This is a genomic window from Shewanella loihica PV-4, assembly GCF_000016065.1.
Taxonomy (GTDB): Bacteria; Pseudomonadota; Gammaproteobacteria; order Enterobacterales; family Shewanellaceae; genus Shewanella; species Shewanella loihica.
The window spans coordinates 4,124,889-4,148,527 of the sequence record NC_009092.1 but is presented as its reverse complement, the minus strand read 5'-3'; the positions used below and the strand labels follow the sequence as shown (position 1 = coordinate 4,148,527).

General features: G+C 55.4%; 20 protein-coding genes. 17 read left to right on the top strand and 3 right to left on the bottom strand.

Annotated elements, in window-relative coordinates; all coding sequences use genetic code 11:
• Positions 1-14: 14 nt before the first annotated feature.
• On the bottom strand, positions 15-1,142 hold the full coding sequence (locus tag SHEW_RS17965; protein WP_011867260.1) for a PepSY domain-containing protein: 1,128 nt from the start codon (positions 1,140-1,142) through the stop codon (positions 15-17).
• Complete coding sequence (locus SHEW_RS17960) at positions 1,139-1,849, bottom strand: peptidase (RefSeq protein WP_011867259.1); 711 nt, start codon at positions 1,847-1,849, stop codon at positions 1,139-1,141. The genes SHEW_RS17965 and SHEW_RS17960 overlap by 4 nt, the downstream gene beginning before the upstream one ends.
• A 414-nt stretch (positions 1,850-2,263) precedes the next feature.
• Here SHEW_RS17960 and mraZ point away from each other — a divergent pair, with 414 nt between their 5' ends.
• The 15 genes from mraZ to lpxC all read left to right on the top strand — a co-directional run bounded on the left by mraZ (position 2,264) and on the right by lpxC (position 19,240).
• A complete protein-coding gene (gene mraZ, locus SHEW_RS17955; RefSeq protein ID WP_011867258.1) occupies positions 2,264-2,722 on the top strand; it encodes a division/cell wall cluster transcriptional repressor MraZ in 459 nt (152 codons plus the stop codon).
• A 33-nt stretch (positions 2,723-2,755) separates the two neighbouring features.
• A complete protein-coding gene (gene rsmH, locus SHEW_RS17950; protein WP_011867257.1) occupies positions 2,756-3,697 on the top strand; it encodes a 16S rRNA (cytosine(1402)-N(4))-methyltransferase RsmH in 942 nt (313 codons plus the stop codon).
• 37 nt (positions 3,698-3,734) lie between these two features.
• Positions 3,735-4,049, top strand: coding sequence for a cell division protein FtsL (gene ftsL / locus SHEW_RS17945; RefSeq protein WP_011867256.1), 315 nt, complete (start codon positions 3,735-3,737; stop codon positions 4,047-4,049).
• Positions 4,046-5,782, top strand: coding sequence for a peptidoglycan glycosyltransferase FtsI (locus SHEW_RS17940; RefSeq protein ID WP_011867255.1), 1,737 nt, complete (start codon positions 4,046-4,048; stop codon positions 5,780-5,782). Before ftsL ends, SHEW_RS17940 begins: the two co-directional genes overlap by 4 nt.
• Positions 5,779-7,248: a UDP-N-acetylmuramoyl-L-alanyl-D-glutamate--2,6-diaminopimelate ligase gene (gene murE, locus SHEW_RS17935; protein WP_041406759.1), complete on the top strand. Its 1,470-nt coding sequence runs from the start codon at positions 5,779-5,781 to the stop codon at positions 7,246-7,248. The genes SHEW_RS17940 and murE overlap by 4 nt, the downstream gene beginning before the upstream one ends.
• On the top strand, positions 7,245-8,615 hold the full coding sequence (locus tag SHEW_RS17930; RefSeq protein ID WP_011867253.1) for a UDP-N-acetylmuramoyl-tripeptide--D-alanyl-D-alanine ligase: 1,371 nt from the start codon (positions 7,245-7,247) through the stop codon (positions 8,613-8,615). Before murE ends, SHEW_RS17930 begins: the two co-directional genes overlap by 4 nt.
• Positions 8,615-9,697, top strand: a complete 1,083-nt coding sequence (gene mraY, locus SHEW_RS17925) for a phospho-N-acetylmuramoyl-pentapeptide-transferase (RefSeq protein ID WP_011867252.1) — start codon at positions 8,615-8,617, stop codon at positions 9,695-9,697. Before SHEW_RS17930 ends, mraY begins: the two co-directional genes overlap by 1 nt.
• Before the next feature lie 6 nt (positions 9,698-9,703).
• A complete protein-coding gene (murD, locus tag SHEW_RS17920) occupies positions 9,704-11,035 on the top strand; it encodes a UDP-N-acetylmuramoyl-L-alanine--D-glutamate ligase (RefSeq protein ID WP_011867251.1) in 1,332 nt (443 codons plus the stop codon).
• Entirely contained in the window at positions 11,028-12,242 is a 1,215-nt protein-coding gene (gene ftsW / locus SHEW_RS17915) for a cell division protein FtsW (protein ID WP_011867250.1), read from the top strand. Before murD ends, ftsW begins: the two co-directional genes overlap by 8 nt.
• On the top strand, positions 12,243-13,337 hold the full coding sequence (murG, locus tag SHEW_RS17910; protein ID WP_011867249.1) for an undecaprenyldiphospho-muramoylpentapeptide beta-N-acetylglucosaminyltransferase: 1,095 nt from the start codon (positions 12,243-12,245) through the stop codon (positions 13,335-13,337). It begins immediately after the preceding gene.
• On the top strand, positions 13,330-14,784 hold the full coding sequence (gene murC, locus SHEW_RS17905; protein ID WP_011867248.1) for a UDP-N-acetylmuramate--L-alanine ligase: 1,455 nt from the start codon (positions 13,330-13,332) through the stop codon (positions 14,782-14,784). Before murG ends, murC begins: the two co-directional genes overlap by 8 nt.
• Positions 14,785-14,927: 143 nt before the next feature.
• Entirely contained in the window at positions 14,928-15,692 is a 765-nt protein-coding gene (locus SHEW_RS17900; protein WP_011867247.1) for a cell division protein FtsQ/DivIB, read from the top strand.
• A 3-nt stretch (positions 15,693-15,695) separates the two neighbouring features.
• Positions 15,696-16,931, top strand: coding sequence for a cell division protein FtsA (gene ftsA / locus SHEW_RS17895; RefSeq protein ID WP_011867246.1), 1,236 nt, complete (start codon positions 15,696-15,698; stop codon positions 16,929-16,931).
• A 34-nt stretch (positions 16,932-16,965) separates the two neighbouring features.
• The gene (gene ftsZ, locus SHEW_RS17890) at positions 16,966-18,141 is read left to right on the top strand and encodes a cell division protein FtsZ (protein WP_011867245.1); all 1,176 of its coding nucleotides are present in this window, start codon (positions 16,966-16,968) and stop codon (positions 18,139-18,141) included.
• 178 nt (positions 18,142-18,319) lie between these two features.
• Positions 18,320-19,240 carry a UDP-3-O-acyl-N-acetylglucosamine deacetylase gene (gene lpxC / locus SHEW_RS17885; RefSeq protein ID WP_011867244.1) on the top strand — a complete coding sequence of 307 codons (921 nt, stop codon included), beginning with the start codon at positions 18,320-18,322 and terminating at the stop codon, positions 19,238-19,240.
• Between the two features lie 3 nt (positions 19,241-19,243).
• Here lpxC and SHEW_RS17880 read toward each other — a convergent pair whose 3' ends face one another.
• Positions 19,244-19,699 carry a DUF721 domain-containing protein gene (locus tag SHEW_RS17880; RefSeq protein ID WP_011867243.1) on the bottom strand — a complete coding sequence of 152 codons (456 nt, stop codon included), beginning with the start codon at positions 19,697-19,699 and terminating at the stop codon, positions 19,244-19,246.
• 27 nt (positions 19,700-19,726) lie between these two features.
• On the opposite strand from SHEW_RS17880, the gene SHEW_RS17875 reads away from it, so the two are divergent.
• The gene (locus SHEW_RS17875) at positions 19,727-20,626 is read left to right on the top strand and encodes a M23 family metallopeptidase (protein ID WP_011867242.1); all 900 of its coding nucleotides are present in this window, start codon (positions 19,727-19,729) and stop codon (positions 20,624-20,626) included.
• 58 nt (positions 20,627-20,684) lie between these two features.
• Positions 20,685-23,408 (top strand): preprotein translocase subunit SecA, encoded by a 2,724-nt coding sequence (secA, locus tag SHEW_RS17870; protein WP_011867241.1) that lies wholly within the window; start codon positions 20,685-20,687, stop codon positions 23,406-23,408.
• The last annotated feature ends 231 nt before the right edge of the window (positions 23,409-23,639 follow it).

Sequence of the window (23,639 nt, the reverse complement as noted above, 5' to 3'; positions counted from 1 at the left end):
AGGGTCGCTTTCGTTTACGAGGAGGCCTGAGCCGGACGCACTGCCTGCTCGGCATCACTCTGTGCCTTCTGCCAGAACCTTAGCTGCGCGCGGCTGGTGAGCGCTATCTTGCCTTGGTGGCAATTATGCTGACAGCTGAGGCGAATGCCCAGGGCTAAATGTTCCTGCTTGAGGCGAGTTTGCTCTTCGACGGTCGCCTGCGGCGCCTGCTCCAGGAAGCGGACGCGGCACATGCCGCACTGACCACCACCGCCACACTGGCTGGGGATGCGGGTTCTGTCGTGGTTAAGATTATCTAGCAGATTGCCCGGCGCCAGTATGAGGCTTTCGAGCGGCTCACCGTCCGGGGAGAGTAAGGTTAATTGCCGCTTACCCTTGTCTGCGCTTCTATTTACCTGCCAGCTGAAGTAGTCACCGGCGGCCAGTTTGCGCACCAGTACCCAGGCGCCACTGAGACCGAGCAGCAGGGCGGCGAAGGCAATCAGCTGGGTCGCCAGGTGATTGAAGCTCACGCCATTATTCGGGAAATAGTCGATAAAGTGCAGCATGAAGAGCAGCTGCTTGAATCGCGAGCCCTGGTTTTCGTGGGCCTTGACCTGACCGCTCTGGCCGTCGATGAAGATCTGTGTGCCTAGCTTATCCTGGGTATCGAAACGATAGAAGGCCGGGTTGCCGCCATAGCGCTGCGCTGCTTCTTTATCGACAATGGGAGAGGAGAGCCTGACCTCCCCTAAATAACTCTGCCGGGCGAGCCGTATCAGCTGCTCGTTATCCAGGTTCACCGCCTCGCCGGTATCGCCCCAAAAGGCGAGGGTGCCGGCGCTCGTCCTCAGGCGATAGACCGGGCGCTCCAGCAGCGCGGCGAGCTCGACGCGTTTCAGGTCTATTTGCTGATAGGCACTGTTTGTCTGTTGGTTTGTCATTTCTGCCATTATCTCTGCCAATGTCACTGTCGGTTGAATTAACCTGACGCTGTTTTGCTGTTCTTTGCCAGGCTTGGTGCGCATGACATTGGCATCTAATAGCTGATCGTCGATCAGGTTAAAGGCCAGTCCGGTTAGGGTCCAGATGAGAAGCTGGGCACCGACGATGAGCCCCAGGATGCGATGTAAACTTCTTGCGCTAATTATGCTAAGTCTCATGCTGGCTCCTCCTCGCCCCGTTTAAAGGCGATGAGCAGTAGCAGGGCGCCGGAAAGCGCCGTCAGTAGCGCCAGCAGACTAAAGCCGGTCAGCAGCGGATTGTGCACATCTTCCCTTGTGTCATAGTCCATGATGTGCAGCATCCACATGAAGTCGAACAGGCGCCAGAAGTCGTGGCGCTTGGCCACTAACTCGCCGCTGCTGGCCGAGATGTAGAGGCGTGAGTCGAAGGCATCGTTAAGGTTTATCTGCCACAGGGGCAGGTGACGCCCACCTATCTCGGCCGGTGCCGATTCGGTTAACAGCTCACTGCTGGCGTTTGATAGGTCGCCGGGATGAAGCAAGCCAGCAAGCCGCATCGCATCCTGTTGGTTTAGCGGCTCGAGCGGCTCGCCATCTTGGCCAGAGAGATAGAGAGGTTTGCCGTCGAGCCTGAGTTTATAGACAGGGCCAAGGGCTGTAGGGAGTAGCTCTAGTCTATTGGCCTCGGGATAGCGTGAGAGGATCGCCTCGGGCGATATGGTTAGCTGACTAGCGTCCAGCGTGAGCCTGGACTCGTCAACGAGATGATCGCCATGGATATAGTCGATATCCATGATCACCATATAAAGGCCGGAAATTAACCAGATGAGGAGTTGTGCCCCCATGAACAGGGTCAACCATTTGTGTGATTTTCGAAGCCAGCGGCTCTGTTTGGGTGTTAGCATGATTTTGTGTTTTTATTGGCCATCATAGGGATCAAGCTGCCTTTGGGCAAGGCATAATGGGCGTGACTCCAACTGCTTAGGGTCGAACAGACGCGTCGGTTTCATCTGCTCGCGCCGATCCCACAGATCATGGCCTGAATTTGGGACGGCGATCCACTTATCGATCCACCAAAGCCTGTAGGTCCTCCACTTCTGTTTGTTTTTTCAACATATTTGACCCTGAAATTCCCACAAATTGTCCCTGGTTTGGCTGTAGTTACAAATTTACAAACTGGCTGCGAACCCGCTTGAATACTGGCTTTATAAATGGTGGCATCCCTTGACAATGCTTGCACACTATCTCTAAACTTAGCATTTGTGGGAAATTGTGGATATTTGTGGATCTATTAACCAGAAAAACAAGGACGAGCTAACGTGTTTCGTGGAGCGAGTGCTATTAATCTTGACGCCAAAGGCCGGATCGCGATCCCAAAGCGATACCGCGAGCGCCTGCACGTCGATTTTAACAGCCAGCTGGTGATCACGGTCGATTTCGATGCCGCCTGTTTGCTCATCTATCCACTCGAGGCTTGGAAAGCGATAGAAGCCAAGCTGTTACTGCTGTCGGATACCCAGGGACCAGAACGCGCCATGAAGCGCTTGTTACTCGGTTACGCCCATGAGTGCGAGTTAGACAGCAATGGTCGCCTGCTACTGCCCCCACCGCTACGCCAATATGCCAATCTGGACAAGCATGCCATGCTGGTGGGGCAATTGAACAAGTTTGAGCTGTGGGATGAGGCGGCCTGGCAGCAACAGATTGAACTTAGCCGTGAAACGATTCAAAGCGATGCCTTTGCCAATAGTGAGCGTTTGGCGGACTTCTCTTTGTGATAAGAGAATAACCATAAGTTAAAGAAGAGAGCGATGACTCAAGAATTTGCGCATTTATCCGTGCTGCTGACGGAAACAGTAGCCGGACTCAACATCAAGCCAGAGGGCATCTATATCGATGGCACCTTCGGCCGCGGCGGACACTCTCGTGAAGTGCTCAAGCAATTGGGCCCTAATGGTCGCCTGATCGCCATCGACCGCGATCCTCAGGCGATCGCCGCCGCAGAGCAATTTGCCGATGATGCGCGTTTTTCTATCGTTCACGGTGGTTTTGGCCAGCTGGCCCAATATGTCGACGATCTCGGCCTCAGAGGCAAGATCGACGGCATTCTGTTCGACTTTGGGGTCTCTTCCCCTCAGCTAGACGATGCCGAGCGTGGCTTTAGTTTCCTGCGTGACGGTCCGCTGGACATGCGCATGGACAACTCCCAGGGGGAGACCGCCGCCGAGTGGCTGGCCCGCGCCGAGATAGAAGATATGGCCTGGGTATTTAAGACCTATGGCGAGGAGAAGAACGCCCGCCATATCGCCCGCTGCATCGCCGCCGACAGAGACAAGACGCCTTTCTTGCGTACCAAGGAGCTGGCGGATCTGATCGCTCGGGTGAGCAAGAGCAAGGAGCGTAATAAGCATCCGGCGACCCGTGTGTTTCAGGCGATCCGTATCTATATCAACAGCGAGCTGGAGCAGATCGATCAGGCGCTGGAAGGGGCGGTTACGGTATTGGCGCCCCAGGGACGTCTGTCGGTGATCAGCTTCCATTCGCTGGAAGACCGTATGGTGAAGCGTTTTATTCGCCGCCATAGCCAAGGTGAGTCTGTGCCCCACGGGTTACCGCTGACCGAGGCCGAAATAAATAAGACACGATTACTCAAGGCCGTGGGTAAGGCGATTAAGCCGTCGGCCGAGGAGATTGACCGCAATGCCAGAGCGCGTAGCTCAGTGTTGCGGGTTGCCGAGCGATTAGACTACTAATCCTGTCGAGCAGACGTAAGAGACTAGGGGAACGCTAGTGAGTAAGTCACAACTTAACCTGACTCGTATCGTATTACTCGATCTTTGGCACCACAAGTGGGTGCTATTGATGGCTTTTATTGTGATTGCGAATGCCATTTTGGTGGTTTACACCAGCCATTCCAGTCGCAAGTACACCAGCCAGTGGGATCAGTTGCTGCAGGAGCGTGACCGCTTGGATATCGAATGGCGCAACCTGTTGCTGGAAGAGCAGTCGCAGTCGGAACATAGCAGGGTGACACGGATTGCCACGAAAGAGCTGGAGATGAAGCGGCCGTTACCCAACGAAGAAGTGGTGGTGAGAGTACCATGAGCAAGCAGGCGAAACGTAAACAGAAACCACAGCTGATCCACTGGCGTCTCTACGTCGTGGTCGGTTTCGTGTGTCTGCTGTTTACCAGCCTGGTGGGCCGCGCCGCCTATATTCAGATCATAGAGCCTGAAAAACTGCGTCACGAGAGTGACATGCGCACCCTGCGTACCACGAGTAACGAGGTGCACCGTGGCATGATCACCGACCGTAACGGTGAGATGCTGGCGGTGAGCGTACCCGTCAAGGCGGTCTACGCCGATCCTAAGGTGGTGCACGATCGTAACGGCTTCGCCGATATGCGCCGCTGGCAGGCGCTGGCCGACGTGCTGCACGAGCCCAAGGAGGAGATCCTGGCGCGAGTGCAGACTAACCCCAAGAAACGTTTTACCTACTTAAAGCGTCAGGTTACACCTGCGGTGGCCGAGTATATCAAGCAGCTTAAGCTGCCCGGCGTCTACCTCAAGGCCGAATCGCGCCGCTACTATCCTACCAGTGAGATCAGCGCGCAGCTGGTGGGCCTGACCAATATCGACGATAAGGGCATCGAAGGGATCGAGAGCACCTACAACGACTGGCTCACAGGTACGCCCACCAAACATAAGGTACGTAAGTCCCGCGACGGTCACGTGGTCGAGCGTCTGGATACGGTACAGACCGGCGAGAGCTCTAACGATCTAGTGCTGAGTATCGATCAGCGCATTCAGCAGCTGGCCTACCGCGAGATCAAGCGCGCCACCGAGATCAATCAGGCTACCTCGGCCTCTATCGTGGTGCTCGACGTGCACACCGGCGAGGTGTTGGCCATGGCTAATACCCCCAGCTACAACCCTAACTCCCGGGATAACCTGCAAAGCTATCGCATGCGTAACCGGGCCCTGACCGACGCCTATGAGCCGGGTTCCACCATCAAGCCCTTCGTGGTCGCCGCGGCGCTCGAGGCCGGCACCATCAAGGAAGATCAGATCTTCAAAACACATCCGGGCCGCGTGCGTATCGGCGGCAAGATAGTGCGCGACGGTCGCAACTATGGCGACATGTCTCTCGGTGATGTCTTGGTGCATTCCAGTAACGTGGGGATGACACAGATCGCTTTGTCTATGCCGGTACAGGAGCTGCTGGGTTACTATCAGGCCATGGGGCTGGGTAACTATTCTGGCATCAACCTGCCGGGCGAGAGCGCCGGTCTTATTCACGACCGTCGACGTTGGTCCGATTTTGAGCGGGCAACTCTCTCCTTCGGTTATGCCCTGACCGTCACACCACTGCAGATCGCCCGCATGTACGCCATGTTGGGTAGCGGCGGCGTGCTTTATCCCTCATCGATCCTCAAGCTGAAGAAGGAGCCCGAGGGCGAGCAGGTGATCTCTCCCGAGGTGGCCCGCAGCGTGATGCAGATGCTGATCGGGGTAACCGAGCCAGGCGGCACGGCCAAGAAGGCCCATATCGACGGCTACCCGGTTGCGGGTAAGACGGGTACCGCCCGTAAGGCCGTGGCCGGTGGCTATGGTGAAGATTATGTCGCCCTGTTTGCCGGGGTCGCGCCCGTACACAATCCGAGACTCGCCATGGTGGTGGTAGTCAATGAGCCCAAGGGCGATCGTTATTATGGCGGCGATGTGGCCGCTCCCGTGTTTGCCAAAGTGATGTCAGGGGCACTACAGATGTTAAATGTTGAGCCGATCAGCGCTCGAGAAAAAGTTCAATTGGCCGGTAATGTCAGGAGGGGCGAATAATGCACCTATGCGATCTCCTAGCCCCCTGGTTTCATTATGCCGGTGGCGAGTCCCTCAGCCATCTGACGCTGGATAGTCGAGAGATAGGCCAGGGCAGCGTGTTTGTCGCCGTGCCTGGTCACAGGGTCGATGGCAGAGACTATGTCGATACCGCCCTGTCGCAAGGAGCCGTAGCGGCACTTATTCATACCGACGACCCGGCAGAGCATGGCAAGGTGAGTCAGGACAATGGCCTGCGTATCTATTTCTTTCAGCTGCAGCGTCAGCTGTCGGCGCTCGCCTCTCAGCTCTATGTGTTGGGACGGGATAGGATCAAGCTGATCGGCGTGACCGGCACCAATGGTAAGACATCCGTAACCCAACTTATCGCTCAGCTAAGCGACGGTCTGGGCAAGCCGGCCGCCGTCATGGGCACCCTAGGTAATGGCCTGTGGGGCCAGCTGGTCGACAGCGGTAATACCACGGCGGATCCCATTACCGTGATGCGCCAGCTAGAAGATTTTGACCGCCAGGGCACCGCCGTGTGCGCCATGGAGGTGTCCAGCCATGGCTTGGTGCAGGGGCGCGTAGACGCAGTGCCTTTCGATGTGGCCGTGTTTACTAACTTGAGTCGGGATCATCTGGATTATCACGGTTCTATGGATGCCTATGGCGCGGCTAAGCAGCGCCTGTTTAGATTCAGTTCACTGAGCCACGGCTTGATCAACCTAGACGACCCTGTTGGGCGTCAGTGGATCCAGGATAAACGCTGCAAGGGCTTGGTGGGCTTTAGTATTCAAGGCCAGGAAGGCGCTGCTATCTATACCAAAGAGGTCAAGCAGCATAGCCAAGGCGTTAGCGCGACCTTAGTCTGGCCCGAAGGCGAGGCGAAGATCGACTCGCCCCTGCTGGGTATCTTCAACCTGTCTAACTTAGTCGCGGCCTTGGGCGCCCTCTATCTGAGCGGCTACGCCATGGCGCAGCTGTTGACTCAGGTGTCCAGCCTCAAACCTGTGGCGGGACGCATGGAGCGTTTCACCACGCAAGAAGGTGTCACCCTGGTGGTGGATTACGCCCACACGCCGGACGCCATAGAGCAGGCGCTGCGAGCCCTGCGTGGTCACTGCCGCGGCAAGCTGTGGTGTGTCTTTGGCTGTGGCGGCGACCGTGACAAGGGCAAGCGGCCCTTGATGGCCCGCGCCGCCGAGGAGAATGCCGACTGCGTCATGGTGACCAGCGACAATGCTCGCAGCGAAGATCCCATGGCGATCATTCAAGATGTATTGGCCGGACTCAACAAGCCGCAGATCGCCCTGACTCAGGTCGATAGACAACAGGCGATCCGCGAGGTGGTGACCCTGGCCTCCAACGGCGACCTCATTTTGCTGGCCGGTAAGGGTCATGAGACCTATCAGGAGATCGCCGGCAAACGCCTGGATTATGATGAACGCGCCCTGGCGGCGGCAATTGCGAGGGGCGGCAAATGATCCCACTTAAACTGTCAGAGCTCGCCAAGGTACTGAATGCCAAGCATATCGGCGACGATTTAAGCGTCAGCAAGGTATCGAGCGATAGCCGGGTGGTGGATGCACAGACTCTGTTTGTCGCCTTAAAAGGTGAACGTTTCGATGCCCACGATTTTGCGGCCAAGGCGGTGATGGATGGCGCCAGCGCCCTGCTGGTGGAGCGTGAACTACCGATTGCCGCGCCGCAACTCATAGTGGCTAACAGCCAGAAAGCCATGGGCCAGATTGGTGCCCATGTGAAGCAGTGCGTCGCGCCCAAGAGCGTGGCCCTGACCGGCTCGAACGGCAAGACCAGCGTCAAGGAGATGGTGGCGACTATATTGTCGACCCAGCATCAGGTGCTCTATACCGCGGGCAACTTCAACAACGAAGTCGGCGTGCCCCTGACCCTGCTGCGCCTCGAGCCGCAACACGAATATGGCGTGTTCGAACTGGGTGCCAATCATCTCGGTGAGATTAATTACACTTCATCTTTAGTGCAACCCGATGTGGCGATGGTTAATAATGTCGCCTCGGCGCATTTAGAGGGTTTTGGCTCGCTCGAAGGCGTGGCTAAGGCCAAGTCTGAGATCTTCCTCCACCTGGCTAAGGATGGCGTCGCCGTGATCAACGCAGACGACGCATTTGCCGATGTGATGCGCCGCGCGGCCGCTAGCCATACCCAGTTGAGTTTTTCATCCCAGGGGAATCCTGCAGATGTCAGCGCCGATGAGCTCAGCGCCGACGCCTTGGGCTGTTATCGCTTTCGAATCGCGTATCTGGATGAGCAGCGTACCGTCAGCCTGCCGTTGTCGGGCCGTCATCAGGTGAGTAACGCCCTGGCGGCGACCAGCATCTGTTTGGCGCTGGGATTGTCGCTGGATGAGATAGTTCAAGGGCTTATGCGGTTACAACCCGTGAAGGGGCGTATGCAGCCGACGCGTCTGGGACGTTTCTTGCTGATAGACGACACCTATAACGCCAATCCGGCCTCGGTGGGAGCGGCAATCGACTGGCTTCAAGAAATTGAAGGAAATCGCTGTTTAGTGCTGGGCGATTTGGGCGAATTAGGTGACAATGCGTCCCTTTTACATCGGCAGCTGGGCGAGAAGGCCAAGCAGCAGGGGATCGATGCCTTGTATTCACTGGGAGAGTTGAGTCGGGCGAGTAGCGAAGCTTTCGCCGGCAAGCATTTCACCGACTTAGATGCATTGGTTGTTGATTTAGTTAGTTATTTTAACCAGTTAACCGGCAAGGTGACTGTGTTAGTTAAGGGGTCTCGAAGCGCCAGAATGGAGCGGGTTGTCGAGGCCCTCATTGCCGCCTTTGAGCGCAAGGAGTTGTTTTAATGCTGGTTTATCTGGCTGAGTATCTAACCCAGTTTTATACCGGGTTTAACGTTTTCTCATATGTGACCTTCAGGGCGATCCTGGGGCTGTTGACCGCCATGGTGTTTAGCCTGTGGTGGGGACCCAAGATGATCGAGCGTCTGCAACTGCTGCAGATAGGTCAGGTGGTCCGTAATGAAGGACCCGAGTCGCATTTTGCCAAGCGAGGCACACCGACCATGGGTGGCCTGTTGATCTTGGCCGGCGTCTTTATCAGCGTATTGCTGTGGGGCGATCTGGGTAGCCGCTACGTGTGGGTCATGCTCTTCGTGCTGGGCGCCTTCGGCCTTATCGGCTTTATCGACGATTATCGCAAGGTAGTGCGCAAGGACACCAAGGGGCTTATCGCGCGCTGGAAGTATATCTTGCAATCCCTGGCTGCCTTGGCCATCGCCTTCTATCTGTACGCCTCGGCGGGCAGTGAAGGCGAAACCCAACTGGTCTTGCCCTTCTTTAAGGATGTGATGCCACAGCTGGGCGCCTTCTTCATCCTGCTGGCTTACTTCACCATAGTAGGTTCGAGCAACGCGGTGAACCTGACCGATGGTCTGGATGGTCTGGCGATTATGCCGACCGTGATGGTAGCTGCTGCTTTTGCGTTGATCGCCTATCTGTCTGGCCACGTGCAGTTTGCCAACTACCTGCATATTCCTTATCTGCCTGGCTCGGGCGAGCTGGTGATCGTCTGTACCGCCATCGTCGGTGCGGGATTGGGCTTTTTGTGGTTCAACACCTATCCGGCCCAGGTCTTCATGGGTGACGTGGGCTCCCTTTCTCTGGGGGCGGCATTGGGCACCATCGCCGTGTTGGTGCGTCAGGAGATCCTATTGGTGATCATGGGGGGCGTTTTCGTGATGGAGACAGTTTCTGTGATCCTGCAGGTCGGCTCCTATAAGCTGCGCGGTCAACGTATCTTCAGGATGGCACCCATCCATCACCACTACGAGCTGAAAGGTTGGCCCGAGCCCAGGGTGATCGTGCGTTTCTGGATCATCTCCCTCTTCCTGGTGTTGCTAGGCTTAGCAACCTTAAAGTTAAGGTAAGACGCCATGGCGAGTCAGTATACGCACATAGTATTAGGATTGGGGGCCACAGGGCTCTCTGTGGTGCGTTATCTCATTAAGCAGGGGATCACGCCACTGGTGATGGACAGCCGCGAGAATCCGCCGGGTCGCGAGACCCTGAGCCAGGAGTTTCCCGAGGTGCTACTGCTCACCGGCGGTTTTGATTGCCGCTACCTGGTACAGGCTAGCCAGATAGTCGTTAGCCCCGGGATCCCGCTGGATACCGCTGAGGTTCGAGCCGCGGTGGATATGGGCATAGATATCGTCGGCGATGTCGAGCTGTTTGCCAGAGCGCTGGCAGATCGCCCCGCCTGCGTCATCGGCATCACGGGTTCTAACGGTAAGTCGACCGTGACCACGCTGGTGGGTGAGATGGCCGCCAAGGCGGGCCTCAAGGTGGCCGTGGGCGGCAATATCGGCGTGCCCGTGCTGGACCTGCTGGATGGTGACCATGAGCTGTTTGTGCTCGAGCTATCTAGCTTCCAGCTGGAGACGACATCCAGCCTCAACTGCATCAGTGCCACCTGCCTGAATATCAGCGAAGATCACATGGACAGGTATTCGGATCTCGAGAGTTATCGTCAGGCCAAGCTGCGTCTGTATGACCAGACCAAGCTGGCGATCTTCAATCGCGACGATCTGCTGACTCGCCCGAATGAGCCGATGAACCAGAACAGCTTTGGCCTCTCTCTGCCCGAGGGGGATGAATGGGGCGTTAACCACGGCGTCCTGGTACATGGTACGACCGAATATGTTGCCGGCGCTCAGGTTTCACTGGTGGGCAGTCACAACCAGGCCAACTTGCTGGTCGCCATGGCGCTGGCCGATAGCGCCGGTGTCGATAAGGCGGCCATGGTCGAGGTGGCGAAACAGTTCAAGGGGCTGGCCCATAGATGCGAGCTCGTGGGTAAGCATCAGGGCGTGAGCTATGTGAACGATTCCAAGGCGACCAATGTGGGCGCCACCATAGCGGCCCTGCAGGGGCTGAGTGACCATGAGGGTCAGATTATTTTAATCGCCGGCGGTGACGGCAAGGGCGCCGATTTCTCGACGCTACGGGGCGCACTGCTGGGCGTCGGTCAGGTGATCACCCTGGGTAAGGATGGAGACAGAATCGCAGAGCAGTTCGACGGTGCTATTCGCGTCGAGTCGATGCAAGAGGCGGTCGCTCAGGCGGCTCAGCTGGCTAAGCCGGGCGATCTGGTCCTGCTGTCGCCTGCCTGTGCAAGCCTAGATATGTACGCCAACTTCATGGCCAGGGGCGATGATTTTCGTGCCCAGGTGGAAGCCTTGGCCCAAGAGGTGATGCATGCGTAGCGACGAGCGTCAACTAAGCCTGTTTGGCAGCTCCCTTAGCTGGTCGCTGCCGAACCTGTTTAGTCAACGCGAAGCGCCGGGCATGCAGCTCTATGACAGAGCCTTGCTGTTTGCGATCATCTCCCTGATAAGTTTCGGCTTCATCATGGTGATGTCGGCCTCTATGCCAGAGGCAACGAGTTTGACGGGCAACCCCTACCACTTCGTGTGGCGCCATGTGGCCTACCTGATGGGGTGCGCCCTGATCGCCGCGGTGGTGTTGCAGATAGAGATGCATAGCTGGCAGCAGCTGAGTCCTATCTTGCTGCTGGTCGTCGGCATCATGTTAGTGGCTGTGCCGATCGTGGGTACCACGGTAAACGGGGCGACCCGTTGGTTGTCGGTGGGGCCTATCCGCATTCAGGTGGCCGAGATCGCCAAGTTTGCCTTCGCCATCTATATGGCGGGTTATCTGGTGCGGCGGCATCAGGAGGTGCGGGAAAACGCCAAAGGCTTCTATAAGCCGATTGCCGTGTTTGCCGTGTATGCCTTTCTGATCCTGCTACAGCCGGATCTTGGTACCGTGGTGGTGTTGTTTGTCGGCACCGTCGGTTTGTTGTTTTTAGCGGGTGCAAGATTACTCGATTTCTTCGCGCTGATCTTGACCGGGGCCATGGCCTTCGTCGGCCTGGTATTGCTTGAGCCTTACCGTATGCGACGGGTGACCTCGTTTCTGGACCCTTGGCAGGATCCCTTCGGTAGCGGTTATCAGCTGACCCAATCCTTGATGGCCTATGGCCGCGGCGATTGGCTGGGACAGGGCCTGGGGAACAGCATTCAGAAGCTGGAATACCTGCCCGAGGCCCACACAGATTTTATCTTTGCCGTGATCGGCGAAGAGTTAGGGTTTCTCGGCATCATCGCCGTGTTGTCGGTACTGCTGTTTGTCGCCCTGAGAGCGATAAAGCTGGGTAACCTGTGTCTGCTTGGCGATCGGGCATTCGAGGGCTATCTGGCCTATGGCATCGGCATCTGGATCTGTTTCCAGACTGTGGTCAACGTGGGCGCCAGCATAGGCATGCTACCCACCAAGGGGCTGACACTGCCCTTTATCAGTTATGGCGGCAGTAGCCTGTGGGTGATGACGGCGGCGGCAATGATATTGATCCGTATCGATCATGAGAGAAGATTAAGCCTGATCCAGGCAGTACAAGGTAAGGTGAAATAGATGGCGTCAGAGAAACGTATTTTGATCATGGCGGGCGGCACGGGCGGACACGTGTTCCCGGCGCTTGCCGTGGCCAAAGCGTTAGCCAAACAGGGTTGGCAGGTGCGCTGGCTTGGCACCGCCGATCGCATGGAGGCACGTCTGGTGCCTCAGCATGGTTTCGATATCGATTTTATCGATATCAAGGGGGTGCGCGGCAACGGCCTGATCCGTAAGCTCGCAGCGCCCTTTAAGATCTTGCGCTCCATCATGCAGGCGCGTGAGGTGATCAAAGAGTTTAAACCCCATGTGGTGCTCGGCATGGGCGGATTCGCCAGCGGCCCGGGTGGGGTAGCGGCCAAGCTGAGCGGCATCCCTCTGGTGCTCCATGAGCAAAATGCCATACCAGGCATGACCAACAAATTGTTGTCACGCATCGCCAGCCGTGTGCTGTGCGCCTTCGAAAACACCTTCGAGGGCAATGCCGAGGTGGTGGGCAACCCGATCCGTAGCGAGCTGATCGCCCTGGGACGTAGCGAGCAGCCTATCGTTCCGGACGATGCTCTTAGGGTGTTGGTGGTCGGCGGCAGCTTGGGTGCCAAGATATTTAACGACCTGATGCCGAGCGTGACGGCGGCCGTGGCCCAGCACCATTCGATGACGGTATGGCATCAGGTGGGCAAGGGTAATCAGGCACAGGTGGAGGCGGAATACCTGCAGCTGGGGCAATCCGGCAGCGTCAAGGTGGCCGAGTTTATCGATGATATGGAAGCGGCCTATCGCTGGGCCGATGTGATTCTGTGCCGTGCGGGCGCCCTGACGGTGTCAGAGGTAGCGGCGGTGGGGCTACCGAGTCTCTTGGTGCCTTACCCCCATGCGGTAGACGATCATCAGACCAAGAATGCCCAGGTCTTGGTGGAAGCGGGCGGCGCATTTTTGCTGCCGCAGACAGTATTAGATAGTGAGAAGTTGATCAGCAAGCTGCAGATCTTGGCGTCAGACCGTAAGGCCCTCATCGAGATGGGGCAGCTGGCCAAGAGTGTTGCCGTATTAGATGCCACAGAGCGGGTCGCCGCCGTGTGTATCGCGCTGGCAAGTAAGGAAAAAGATGATTAAAACCGAAGAGAAGTACGCCCAATTAAGAACCATCATTCCAGAGATGCGTCGCGTTAAGCGGATCCACTTTGTGGGGATCGGCGGCGCGGGTATGGGCGGTATTGCCGAGGTCTTGGTAAACGAAGGTTATCGTCTTAGCGGTTCCGACATCGCCGAGAATGCCGTGACGGCGCGCCTGAAGCGCCTTGGCGCGGCGATCTTCATCGGTCACAGCGCCGATCAGGTCGAGGGCGCCGATGTGGTGGTGGTCTCGACGGCCATCGATGCCAGTAACCCAGAGATTTTAGCGGCCCAGGAGCGACGCATCCCCATCGTTCGCCGGGCAGAGATGTTGGCCGAGCTGATGCGTTATCGCCACGGTGTGGCGGTGGCCGGTACCCATGGCAAGACGACCACTACCAGCCTGATCGCCAGCGTCTATGGTCAGGCCGAGCGGGATCCGACCTTCGTGATCGGCGGCCTGCTGAACAGTGCCGGCACCAATGCCCGTTTGGGTAAGAGCCGTTACCTGATCGCCGAGGCCGATGAGAGCGATGCCAGCTTCCTGCATCTGCAACCCATGGTGAGTGTGGTCACCAACATCGAAGCCGACCACATGGATACCTATGAGGGAGATTTCGAGAAGCTGAAATCCACCTTCGTCGATTTCCTGCATAACCTGCCGTTCTACGGCGTGGCCGTGGCCTGTATCGACGATCCCGTGGTGAGAGAGATACTGCCCCGCATCGGCCGTAAGGTAGTGACCTATGGTTTTAGCGAAGATGCCGACGTGCAGGCGCTTAACTTCGAGCAGCAGGGTTATAGCTCACGCTTTACCGTGCGCCGTGAAGGGATGGCAGATCTGGACCTGAGGGTTAATCTGCCGGGTCGTCACAATGTGCTCAATGCCCTGGCGGCCATAGCCGTGGCCACAGAAGATGAGATTGAAGATGAGGCGATCATCCGCGCACTGGATGAGTTCCAGGGCATAGGTCGTCGCTTCCAGCAGCTGGGTGAGTTCACTACCACAGCTGGCGAGGTGATGCTGGTCGATGACTATGGTCATCACCCCAGCGAGGTGGCGGCAACCATCAAGGCGGCGCGTTCCGGCTGGCCGGATAAGCGTCTGGTGATGATCTATCAGCCACACAGATATAGCCGCACCCGGGATCTCTATGACGATTTCGTCGAGGTGCTGGCTCAGGTGGACTGCCTGTTACTGCTCGATGTTTATAGCGCCGGAGAGGCGCCAGTACCCGGTGCAGACAGCCGCGCCCTGTGCCGCTCGATTCGTCAGCGTGGCCAGCTAGATCCTATCTTCGTGGCCGAGCCCGAGCAGTTACAGACGATATTGCCTGGGGTGTTGCAGGGGGGCGATCTGCTGCTGACCCAAGGGGCAGGCAATATCGGCGCCCTGAGTCGTCAGCTGGCCGATGCCGGTCTGCAGTTTGAGTCGGAAAACCAATGAGGTTGAGGGCATCTTGCCCTGGCCTCGATGAAGCTTTTGACGCTAGAGGTGAGGTAGTTATAATGGCCGGTTCCTTAGGGCTGCCCTCTGGTAATGAATTGATTGATTTTTATACATTTAATGATGCATTAGGGCGATAAGCAGTGTCCTTAAGAGAGCTAGGTAGCGGTTGGAAAAGCAGGTTGGGACAGGTCGATTGGTACCTGTGTTTCGGCTTGATTTTTCTGTTCCTGGTGATCTGTGGTTTATCCATGGGAGGCTGGAAGCTTCACCTGGTACTGAACGACGCCGATGCCCTGCCAATTGAGGCGGTGGCGATCAAGGGTGACAGGCAGTTTACCAGTGACGCCGAGATACGCAGTGCGCTGCAGGATCTGATGCAGAGAAGCTTCTTCTCGGCGGATGTGAATCAGGTACAGCAGGCGCTGGAAAATCTGCCCTGGGTCTACCACGCCTCGGTGAGACGCGAGTGGCCGGCAAAGTTAAAGGTGTATCTGGTGGAGCAGACGCCGGTCGCCCACTGGAACGAGACAGATTGGCTCAACGAGCAGGGGCAGGTGTTTAAGGCGCCCCATCGTGAGGGCATAGGCCTGCTGCCTAATCTGGTCGGCCCGGAAGATCAGGCGAAGTCTGTGTTGACTAACTATCGCCAGGTCAGTGAACTATTGAAGATCAACGGGTTCGATTTGGCCCGTTTAGAGTTAAGCCCCAGACATGCCTGGTTAGCCGTGCTGGCCAACGGCATAGAGTTGAAGCTGGGAAGGGAAGATAAGATGGCAAGGGTGCAGCGCTTTATCCATGTGTATCCCACATTGGTGAAACAGGATAAGCCCGTTGCCCGAGTCGATTTGCGCTACGATACCGGATTGGCCGTAGGTTGGGATGAAGCACAAGATGAGAGCCGTTAATTAATGACCAAGAATCAAGATAGAAATCTGATCGTTGGATTAGACATAGGAACGTCCAAAGTTGCTGTGATCATCGGTGAGGTACTACCCGATGGTGAGATCAGTGTGGTCGGTCTCGGCAGTCACCCCTCCCGCGGTATGGATAAGGGCGGGGTAAACGATCTCGACTCTATCGTGCGTAGTGTACAACGCGCGCTGGATCAGGCCGAGTTGATGGCCGATTGTCAGGTCGCCTCGGTATACCTGGGCATCTCGGGTAAGCATATCCAGTGTCAGAACGAAAATGGCATGGTGTCGATTAACGACGAAGAGGTGACTCAGGAAGATGTAGACAACGTCATCCACACCGCCCGCTCGGTGAAGATCCCGACCGAGCGTCGTATTCTGCACGTCTTGCCACAAGAGTATGCCATCGACGTACAAGACGGTATCCGCAGCCCAATCGGCATGTCGGGTATGCGTATGGAAGCCAAGGTGCATATCGTTACCTGCGCCAACGACATGGCCAAGAATATTACCAAGAGTGTCGAGCGTTGCGGCCTGAAGGTAGATGACCTGGTGTTTTCGGCCATCGCCTCGGCTGATGCTGTGCTCACCGACGATGAGAAAGACCTTGGCGTCTGCCTGGTGGATATGGGCGGCGGCACCACAGATATCACCATCTACACCAATGGCGCCCTGCGTCACTGCGCCGTGGTGCCTGTGGCCGGTAACCAGGTGACCAGCGATATCGCCAAGATCTTCCGTACGCCGCTGTCACATGCTGAGCAGATTAAGGTGCAGTACGCCAGCGCCAGAAGCGCCATGGTGAGCCGCGAAGACAGCATAGAGGTGCCATCGGTCGGCGGACGTCCGTCGCGCACCATGTCGCGCCATACCTTGGCCGAGGTAGTCGAGCCAAGATATCAGGAGCTGTTCGAGCTGGTGCGTAAAGAGTTGCGCGACTGCGGCCTGGAAGATCAGGTTGCCGCCGGTATCGTACTCACGGGCGGTACCGCATCGATTGAAGGCGCGGTAGATGTCGCCGAGGCGACCTTTGGCATGCCGGTTAGGGTAGCCGAGCCGTTGCCGGTGAAAGGATTATTTGAATATGTGAACCAGCCCATCTACTCCACGGGTGTTGGGTTGTTACATTATGGTGCAAGACGTGTGCTCGAGCGACAGTTCGAGCGCCCCGAGCGCCAAGGGGTGACCAGTCTTTGGAATCGGGTCCAGAGCTGGTTTAAGGGTGAGTTTTAAGGTTAATAACGCAGACTAAAACGGAGAAAAGACCATGTTTGAGATCATGGATAGTCATTCCGATGAGGCGGTGATCAAGGTCATCGGCGTCGGTGGCGGTGGTGGTAACGCCGTCGAGCATATGGTGAAACACAATATCGAGGGTGTTGAGTTCGTTGCAACCAATACCGATGCCCAGGCGCTACGTAAGTCGGCGGCGGGTACGACCATTCAGTTGGGTCGCGATGTCACCAAGGGTCTTGGCGCAGGCGCCAACCCAGAGATCGGTCGTTTGGCGGCCGAAGAAGACAGAGAGAATATCCGCAGCGCAATCAAGGGCTCGGACATGATCTTTATCGCCGCCGGCATGGGTGGTGGTACGGGTACAGGTGCCGCACCTGTCGTGGCCGAGATCGCCCGTGAAGAGGGGATCCTGACTGTTGCCGTGGTGACCAAGCCGTTCCCATTCGAAGGCAAGAAGCGTATGGCTTATGCCGACCAGGGTATCGAGATGCTGGCCAAGCATGTGGACTCGCTGATCACTATTCCTAACGAGAAGCTGCTCAAGGTCCTGGGCCGTGGCACTTCACTGTTAGATGCGTTTGCGGCGGCCAATAACGTGCTACTCGGCGCGGTACAAGGCATTGCCGAGCTGATCACCCGTCCGGGTCTGATTAACGTCGACTTCGCCGACGTTAAGACTGTGATGTCTGAGATGGGTAACGCCATGATGGGTACAGGCGTCGCCAGCGGTGAAGATCGCGCCGAAGAAGCGGCCGAAGCTGCCGTGGCCAGCCCGCTGCTGGAAGATATCGATCTGGCGGGTGCCCGTGGCGTATTGGTGAACATCACCGCCGGTATGGACATGAGCATCGAAGAGTTCGAGACAGTGGGTAACCATGTTAAGGCTTATGCATCAGACAACGCGACTGTGGTTGTGGGTGCGGTTATCGATCCAGAGATGAGCGACGAGCTGCGTGTAACCGTCGTTGCAACCGGTATCGGCGCCGAGAAGAAGCCTGATATTCAACTGGTTTCTAAGCCTGCGCCGCGTCCAGAGCCGATGCCAGCACCTGAGGTCAAGATTGAACTTCCAGTGGAAGAAGCTGTCCCACAGGCAATGGGGGCGGGTAATGTTGTGCAGGTAGCACAACCAGCCGCGGCCGCTGCGCCTAAGAGTGACCTTGATTACTTAGATATACCGGCATTTTTGCGTAAGCAAGCTGACTAGTTTCAGGACGGAGCGTGCTAGTCGGCGCCATATACCTGAATGTGGTACGACGATTTTCGTCGGTAAATTTTGGTGAATTGGCAAAGATATGCTAGCATGTCCGACCTGCTGCGCCTTTGTGCGCCGCTTTGCTGTGCAGGAATAAACGCTTTTTGGTTGTGATATAACGGGTAACTAAATGATTTTTCAAAGAACTGTTAAAGAAATGGTTAAGACCACCGGTGTCGGATTGCATTCCGGTAACAAGGTGACTTTGACGATCAAACCCGCGCCAGTTAATACAGGGATCGTGTTGGTTCGTACCGACTTGACGCCAAGCGTGGCCATTGCCGCCAAGGCGGATCAAGTGCGTGAGACGACCATGTGTACGGCGCTTGTGAATGACGAAGGTGTTCGTATCTCAACGATTGAGCATCTGTTTGCCGCCCTGGCAGGTTTAGGCATAGACAACGCGACAATCGAAGTCGATGCCCCTGAGATCCCCATTATGGATGGCAGCGCCAGCCCATGGGTCTTCCTGTTGCAATCTGTCGGCATTCAGGAGCAAAGCGCAGCAAAGAAATATCTAAGAATCAAGCGCCCTGTGCGTGTTGAAGATGGTGATAAGTGGGCCGAACTGCGTCCATTCAAGGGTTTCCGAGTCGATTTCGCGATCGATTTTAATCACCCTGAGATCGCCAGAAGTCAGCAGCATATGGTGATGGATTTTTCCTCTTCTGCCTTCGTTCGCGATATCAGCCGCGCCAGAACCTTTGGGTTTATGCGCGACATCGAATATCTGCGTGCCAATAACCTGGCATTAGGTGGCAGCATGGAAAATGCCGTTGTGCTTGATGAATACCGCGTCCTCAACCCCGATGGTCTGCGTTATGAGGACGAGTTTGTTAAGCACAAAATTCTCGATGCGTTCGGTGATCTCTATGTCGCCGGTCACGCTATCGTCGGTGAATTCCGTGCGTTCAAAACAGGCCACGCGCTGAACAATCAGCTGGTTCGTGCCCTGTTAGCCGAGCAAGATGCTTGGGAATTGGTAAGCTTCGAGAAAGAAGAAGAGGTACCAGTCAGTTTCGCCGTGCCTGCGGGTGCGGTATTGGCGTAACGCCTATTTGGATTGCCTTGAACGGCTGGCTAAAGCAGCCAGCCGTTTTAGTTTTTGGCCTAGGGAACCTTCTATATGCTCGGCCAAGGCGTCGATATGCGCCGCAGCGGTTTCGCTTATCTGGTTGTGAGCCTGCTTTGATTTTGTCTCATACATTTTCAGGCTTGGGTTGACTTTAACCTCGATAGCGGACAGCATGGGGAGCGTTTCGGCTTGTAACTGCTGTAAAAGTTTGGGTTTTTGGAAGTTTATTCTTGCGGCCCATGCGGCGGTACTGGTTTCGATAACGAGCACACCTTGACGGAAGTTGGCGACTTTTAGTTGTTCCGAGACAGGACCGGTGATCACCTGTTTAACATGGTGATCCAGGTGAAGCAGTAGTTCTGCTTTTTCGGCGATAGAGGGCAATTGACCCTGCTGAAGCAGTAATTGACTGAGGTCCTGCGGGGGCTTTTTCATAACATAATAAAATGGCTTAATGAGGCTATGAGTGTAACAGTTTTTATTCAAGGTCGGAATGGTGCGACGCGCTGGCAGCCGGGTAAGCGTTGGCTATTATTACCGGTTTTGCTTATTGCCGCAGGCACTGGCTTATATCAGCATAACGCCAAACAAATTCAGCAACAGCAGGCCAGCGTCGATAACGAACGTGTCGCTCGCGAAGAGCAGAAAAACGAGCTTATCGAACTTAAAGGCGCGACCGAATCGCAATTGGCGATCTTGGTTACCCACGTGGCTAAGATGCAGGCCAAGCTTGCACGTCTCGAGGCTCTGGGCCAGCAAGTTGCAAAAGATTACAAACTCGAAGATCAATTCGATTTCTCTTCTGAAGTAGGTGTTGGCGGCCTGAGCGAACTGGGCAGCAACATCGAACTCGATCAGCTTATCCAGGACATGGATAGGCTAGTGTCACGAATAGATAACAATAATGTTCAATTATCACTACTTGAAACGGTGACATCTAATCTCCATATAGATGAAGAACGTTATATCTCAGGGCGTCCCATCCAGAAAGGTTGGTTGTCTTCGCCCTACGGTTTACGCAATGATCCCTTTAACGGCCGCAGAACCATGCATAAAGGCATAGACTTTGCTGGTAAAGAGGGAGCCGATGTTGTCGCCACCGCGGGCGGCGTCGTAACATGGGCAGGCAATATGTTTGGTTATGGTGAGTTGGTCGAGATAGATCATGGCAATGGTCTGCGAACTCGCTATGGACACAATAAGTCTTTGTCAGTAGCTGTAGGTGATGTGGTCGCAAAAGGCGAAAGTATTGCCAAAATGGGGAGTACGGGTCGTTCGACCGGTCCCCATGTGCATTATGAAGTGTTGCGTGGTGGACAGCAGATAGATCCTAAGAAGTATGTCTACCGCAAGGCAGGTTAAACTAAAATAGGCTTTTAGACTCGACAGGGACTTAGCCAACAACATAAAAGTGGTTCAGATGTTTGGTAAATTACTGACAAAAATATTTGGTAGTCGTAACGATCGCACCCTAAAAACTCTCGGTAAGATTGTCACAAAGATTAATGCCCTCGAAGCGGATTTTGAGAAGTTTTCCGACGAGGAACTCAAGGCCAAGACGGCCGAGTTTAAGCAGCGATTGGAATCGGGCCAGACGCTGGACGACGTCATGCCGGAAGCCTTTGCCGTAGTGCGCGAAGCCTCTAAGCGTGTGTTTGAGATGCGCCACTTCGACGTGCAGCTGCTGGGTGGTATGGTGCTCGATAGTAACCGTATCGCCGAGATGCGTACCGGTGAAGGTAAGACGCTGACCGCAACACTTCCTGCCTACCTAAATGCCCTGACCGGCAAAGGGGTTCACGTGATCACAGTGAACGACTACCTTGCCCGTCGTGACGCGGAAAACAATCGCCCTCTATTTGAGTTCCTGGGTATGACTGTCGGCGTGAACATCGCCGGTATGGGTCAGGCCGAGAAGAAGATGGCCTACGCGTCTGACATTACCTATGGTACCAACAACGAATTTGGTTTCGATTACCTGCGCGACAACATGGCATTTTCGCCTAACGAGCGCGTGCAGCGCCCACTGCATTATGCACTGATCGATGAGGTCGACTCGATTCTGATCGATGAGGCGCGTACGCCATTGATCATCTCGGGCGCCGCAGAAGACAGCTCTGAGCTTTATATCAAGATCAACACCCTGATCCCTCACCTTATCCGTCAGGACAAGGAAGATACTGAGGAAGAGATCGGCGATGGCGATTACTCTATTGATGAGAAGGCAAAGCAGGTTCACATGACGGAGCGTGGTCAAGAGAAGGTAGAAGTCCTGCTGACCGAACGTGGCATGTTGGCCGAAGGCGATTCGCTTTACTCTGCGGCTAATATCTCACTGCTGCATCATGTCAACGCGGCGCTACGTGCCCATACCCTGTTTGAAAAAGATGTCGACTACATAGTACAAGACAACGAAGTGATCATCGTCGATGAGCACACGGGTCGTACCATGCCGGGTCGTCGCTGGTCGGAAGGTCTGCACCAGGCGGTAGAAGCCAAAGAAGGGGTTCATATTCAAAATGAAAACCAGACGCTGGCATCTATCACCTTCCAGAACTTCTTCCGTCAGTACGAAAAACTGGCCGGTATGACAGGTACTGCCGATACCGAAGCGTTCGAATTCCAACACATCTATGGCTTGGATACCGTAGTTATCCCGACCAACCGTCCTATGGTACGTAAGGACCATGCGGATCTGGTCTACCTGACGGCGGAAGAGAAGTACGATGCCATCATCAAAGACATCATAGATTGTCGAGACCGTGGCCAACCTGTATTGGTGGGTACTGTCTCTATTGAACAATCTGAGCTGCTCCATAGCATGCTCAAGAAGGCGAAGATCCCTCACGAGGTACTTAACGCTAAGTTCCACGAGCGTGAAGCCGAGATCGTTGCCCAAGCGGGTCGCAGTGGCGCGGTGACCATCGCAACTAACATGGCCGGTCGTGGTACCGATATCGTGTTAGGCGGTAACTGGAACATGGAGATCGATGCCCTCGAGAACCCAACTGCCGAGCAGAAAGCCAAGATCAAGGCCGATTGGCAGGTGCGCCACGACGAAGTGGTGGCCGCTGGCGGTCTGCATATTCTCGGTACCGAGCGTCATGAGTCGCGTCGTATCGATAACCAGCTACGTGGCCGTTCGGGTCGTCAGGGTGATGCAGGTTCATCACGCTTCTATCTGTCGATGGAAGACAGCCTGATGCGTATCTTCGCCTCTGAGCGTGTTTCATCTATGATGAAGAAGCTTGGTATGGAGAAAGGTGAAGCGATCGAGCATCCATGGGTATCCCGCGCGATTGAAAACGCCCAGCGTAAGGTTGAGGCACGTAACTTCGATATTCGTAAGCAACTGCTGGAATTCGATGACGTGGCCAACGACCAACGTCAGGTAGTCTATGCTCAGCGTAACGAGTTGATGGATGCCGAGAGCATTCAAGACACTATCGTGAACATCCAGGCCGATGTGGTTAACGGCCTTATTGATCAGTACATTCCACCACAATCGGTTGAAGAGCTGTGGGACATTGCCGGCTTAGAGACACGTCTCGAGCAAGAGTACGCGTTAAGAATGCCTGTTCAGGAGTGGTTGGATAAGGAAGATGACCTGCACGAAGAGACGCTGCGTGAGCGTATCGTCGAGATCTGGGTAAAGGCATATAAGGCTAAAGAAGAGATGGTCGGTGCCCAGGTGCTACGTCAATTCGAGAAAGCCGTGATGTTGCAGACCCTGGATGGCCTGTGGAAGGAGCATCTGGCGGCGATGGATCATCTGCGTCAGGGGATCCACCTACGTGGCTATGCGCAGAAGAATCCTAAGCAAGAGTATAAGCGTGAGTCTTTCGAGCTGTTCCAGCAGATGTTGGAATCTTTAAAACATGACGTGATCAGCATTCTCTCAAAGGTACAGGTTCAGGCTCAGTCTGATGTCGAAGAGATGGAAGAGCGTCGTCGCCAGGAAGAAGCTAAGGTGCGTCGCGATTATCAGCACGCCGAGGCTGAAGCCCTCGTTGGCGCAGAAGAGGCGCAAGCCTTGGCCGCTACTCAGCCAGTGGTGCGTGAGGGGGAGAAGGTTGGCCGTAACGATCCTTGCCCTTGTGGTTCGGGACGTAAGTATAAGCAGTGCCACGGCAAGTTGAGTTAAGACCAAGTTGAGCTAAGACTTAGTTAAGCAACAGCATTAGTTAAACAAAAACATTAGTTAAACAAAAACATTAGTTAAACAAAAACATTAGTTAAGCAAAGGCATTAGTTAAGCCATAACTTAGCAAGTGGGCTGATTTAGCCAAGCATAATAAAAAGCCATCCTTAGGATGGCTTTTTTGATCCTCGAGGTTCCATGACCAGCAGGTATAAAATTGGCCTAAATGCCGAT

What these genes read in the sequence shown, in the direction of transcription:
- SHEW_RS17965 (WP_011867260.1), bottom strand. Translation starts at nt 1,142, where the DNA reads ATGAGACTTAGCATAATTAGCGCAAGAAGTTTACATCGCATCCTGGGG.
- SHEW_RS17960 (WP_011867259.1), bottom strand. Translation starts at nt 1,849, where the DNA reads ATGCTAACACCCAAACAGAGCCGCTGGCTTCGAAAATCACACAAATGG.
- rsmH (WP_011867257.1), top strand. Translation starts at nt 2,756, where the DNA reads ATGACTCAAGAATTTGCGCATTTATCCGTGCTGCTGACGGAAACAGTA.
- SHEW_RS17940 (WP_011867255.1), top strand. Translation starts at nt 4,046, where the DNA reads ATGAGCAAGCAGGCGAAACGTAAACAGAAACCACAGCTGATCCACTGG.
- SHEW_RS17930 (WP_011867253.1), top strand. Translation starts at nt 7,245, where the DNA reads ATGATCCCACTTAAACTGTCAGAGCTCGCCAAGGTACTGAATGCCAAG.
- mraY (WP_011867252.1), top strand. Translation starts at nt 8,615, where the DNA reads ATGCTGGTTTATCTGGCTGAGTATCTAACCCAGTTTTATACCGGGTTT.
- murD (WP_011867251.1), top strand. Translation starts at nt 9,704, where the DNA reads ATGGCGAGTCAGTATACGCACATAGTATTAGGATTGGGGGCCACAGGG.
- ftsW (WP_011867250.1), top strand. Translation starts at nt 11,028, where the DNA reads ATGCGTAGCGACGAGCGTCAACTAAGCCTGTTTGGCAGCTCCCTTAGC.
- murG (WP_011867249.1), top strand. Translation starts at nt 12,243, where the DNA reads ATGGCGTCAGAGAAACGTATTTTGATCATGGCGGGCGGCACGGGCGGA.
- murC (WP_011867248.1), top strand. Translation starts at nt 13,330, where the DNA reads ATGATTAAAACCGAAGAGAAGTACGCCCAATTAAGAACCATCATTCCA.
- ftsA (WP_011867246.1), top strand. Translation starts at nt 15,696, where the DNA reads ATGACCAAGAATCAAGATAGAAATCTGATCGTTGGATTAGACATAGGA.
- ftsZ (WP_011867245.1), top strand. Translation starts at nt 16,966, where the DNA reads ATGTTTGAGATCATGGATAGTCATTCCGATGAGGCGGTGATCAAGGTC.
- lpxC (WP_011867244.1), top strand. Translation starts at nt 18,320, where the DNA reads ATGATTTTTCAAAGAACTGTTAAAGAAATGGTTAAGACCACCGGTGTC.
- SHEW_RS17880 (WP_011867243.1), bottom strand. Translation starts at nt 19,699, where the DNA reads ATGAAAAAGCCCCCGCAGGACCTCAGTCAATTACTGCTTCAGCAGGGT.
- SHEW_RS17875 (WP_011867242.1), top strand. Translation starts at nt 19,727, where the DNA reads ATGAGTGTAACAGTTTTTATTCAAGGTCGGAATGGTGCGACGCGCTGG.
- secA (WP_011867241.1), top strand. Translation starts at nt 20,685, where the DNA reads ATGTTTGGTAAATTACTGACAAAAATATTTGGTAGTCGTAACGATCGC.